The sequence below is a fragment of the Deinococcota bacterium genome (assembly GCA_030858465.1).
Taxonomy (GTDB): Bacteria; Deinococcota; Deinococci; order Deinococcales; family Trueperaceae; genus JALZLY01.
Map to the genome: position 1 here is coordinate 1 of JALZLY010000304.1, position 2484 is coordinate 2484.

Annotated in this window: 3 protein-coding genes; 2 read left to right on the forward strand and 1 reads right to left on the reverse strand. The window is 67.1% G+C overall.

The annotated features are described in order from the left end of the window. The coding region (locus M3498_15170; protein ID MDQ3460621.1) for an NB-ARC domain-containing protein at window positions 1–1399 on the reverse strand (1399 nt) is incomplete at its 3' end. A gap of 212 nt (window positions 1400–1611) precedes the next feature. On the opposite strand from M3498_15170, the gene M3498_15175 reads away from it, so the two are divergent. Together M3498_15175 and M3498_15180 are read left to right on the forward strand one after the other, a co-directional pair. Next, on the forward strand, window positions 1612–1872 hold the full coding sequence (locus M3498_15175; protein MDQ3460622.1) for a ribbon-helix-helix domain-containing protein: 261 nt from the start codon (window positions 1612–1614) through the stop codon (window positions 1870–1872). Further along, window positions 1872–2279: a PIN domain-containing protein gene (locus M3498_15180; GenBank protein ID MDQ3460623.1), complete on the forward strand. Its 408-nt coding sequence runs from the start codon at window positions 1872–1874 to the stop codon at window positions 2277–2279. The genes M3498_15175 and M3498_15180 overlap by 1 nt, the downstream gene beginning before the upstream one ends. Window positions 2280–2484 lie beyond the last annotated feature (205 nt).

Below are 2484 nucleotides of genomic sequence, written 5' to 3' on the forward strand. Positions count from 1 at the left end.
CCTCCAGCGCTAAGGCGACGCTGCCGAAGACCGCCTCCGCCTCCCAAAAGAGCCCGCGCCCCGTCGCGTAAAAGAGCCAGAGGGCGTCCGCCGCGCCGAGGAGCGCCGCTACCTCGTCCTCCTCGAGCGCCCAGCGCCACGCCTTGCGCACGTTGTCGAGCTCTCTGGCGACCTCGCCCAGAGCCGCCAGCTGGTCGCGCCCTTTGAGCCGCTCCTGGCGCTGCGCGAGGAAGGAAAGATAATACGCGCCGTGGCGCGCGCGCGTCCGCGCGTCGTCGTCGGGGAGCGCCTGCAACCTTTGGGCCGCGTACTGCCGGATCGTCTCGAGCAGCCTAAAGCGCACCCCTTCGGGGGCTTCAGCAGCGGGCATCTCGACGACTACCAGGGACTTGTCCACCAGCTGGGTGAGTCGCTCGAGCACCTCTTGTTGCACCTCGCCGCCCACGCAGATCGCCTCGGCCGCCCCGAGCGTCCAGCCGCCGACGAAGACCGACAGCCGCCTTAACAGGGCGCGCTCCGCGTCGGAGAGCAGCTCGTAACTCCAGGTGATGGCGGCGCTCAGCGTCCTCTGGCGCGGCAGGGCGGTCCGGCTGCCGCCGGCGAGGAGGCCGAAGCGGTCGCCTAAGCGCGCGCCGAGCCCTTCCAACGTCAGGACCTTGAGCTTCGCCGCGGCCAGCTCGAGGGCCAAGGGGAGGCCGTCCAGCTGCCGGCATAGCTGCGCCACGAGGGCTGCGTGGCGAGGTATCAGCGCAAAGCTCGGCTGCACCCCTCTGGCGCGCGCGACGAAGAGCTGCACCGCGGGGGCCCGCGCCAGAGCTTCAGGGGAGGCGTGCTCGTCCGGCAGCGAGAGCGGGGGGACGGGCCAGACCGTTTCGCCGCCGACCCCCAACGCCTCGCGGCTGGTCGCCACAACCTTGAGCCCGGGGCAGGCGCAGAGCAGCGACTCGGCCAGCCCGGCGCAGGCCGCGACCAGGTGCTCGCAGTTGTCGAAAAGGAGCAGCACCTGTTTGGCCCGGAGGTAGTCGGCGAGCACGCCGGCCAGGCTCCGCCCCGGCTCCTCGTGCAGCCCGAAGACTCGTGCCAGCGCCGGCGCGACTTGCGCCGCCTCGCTTGCGGGCGCAAGCTCCACCAGCCACACGCCACCTTCGAAGCGTCTTTTAAGCTTGTGGGCGAGCTCGAGCGCGAGCCGTGTCTTGCCGACCCCGCCGACGCCCGTCAGCGTCAGCAGGCGGGTCCCCTCCAGCAGCCTGGCGGCCTCCGCCAGCTCCTGCTCGCGACCGATAAGGCCGGTGAGCGTTAGCGGCAGGTTGCCGGCCCCGGGTAACTCTTGCTGCCCGAGGTCAACGTCCGCCTGCCACGGCGGCGAAGCGGCCATCGTCTTGTCTGAACGGCGGGACATGGGCGGCTCCTTCGGCTCGAGGCGGCGTCTGCGGGTTGCCGCCTGCTCGCTCTATGCGGTGATTGTAGCACCTCGAGCCCAGCGTTTCGGCCCTTCACGCTTTAGGACAGGAAGCGGTTGACATTGAGAAGGCAGCCGGTCGCGCCCACACGGCACGCGGGGCTGACCAAGACCGTAAGGTTAAGCGGGTTTGGCTATGCTAACATAAACATATGAAACGCACTACCATCTATCTCGATCCAGAGCTGGAAATTCTCCTGAAGCTCGAGGCCCTGCACCGCAAGAAGCCTATGGCCGAAGTCATTCGCGACGCCCTGCGCAACCAGCTGGCGAACAGGCCGAGGCGTTTGCCTCCCGGTGCGGGCGCCTTCGACAGCGGCCATACCGATACGGCGGAACGTGCCGAGGAGCTTCTGGGCGAGCTTGGCTTCGGTGAAGACAGCCTGGCGGAGGATCAGCAGCACAGGCGCTGATGGCCGTTTTGCTCGACACCGGCTTGCTTTATGCCTACTACGACCGCCGCGACGGCTGGCACAAGAAGGCCTTGGCGCTGTTCGAGCGCGAGCAGGACGGGCTGATCGTCCCCGCGCCGGTGATTGCCGAGGTGGATTATTTTCTCGGTCAACGCGTCGGTCAGAACGCCCAGTGGACGTTTTACCGGGGGCTGGCGGAGAACGACTACCTCGTCGCCGAACTCTCTGGCGCGGGGTACGGCCGCGTGCTGGAGCTAAACCGGCAGTACGCCGACCTCGAGCTGGGCTTTGTCGACGGAGCCGTGATTGCGATCGCCGAGGAGCTGGGTCTCGGGCGCATCGCCACCACAGATCGCCGCCACTTCGCGGCCGTAACCGCCAAACTGCCGCTTACGCTGTTGCCATAGTAGACCACCACATTCAGATTTGCTTGCACCAGCGGCTGCGGGCAGCTTCCACCGCCTTTCTCCGTTGTTTAGCCAAGGATAGTCTACTCGCTCGAGAGACGGCAGTAGACGCGCGCGCCAGATGTACAACCTGAACACGCCCAGTTTTTGAGGGCTGACTCGAGGCGGCAAGTAAACGGCTATCCGTTCATCAAGGGATGTAAAT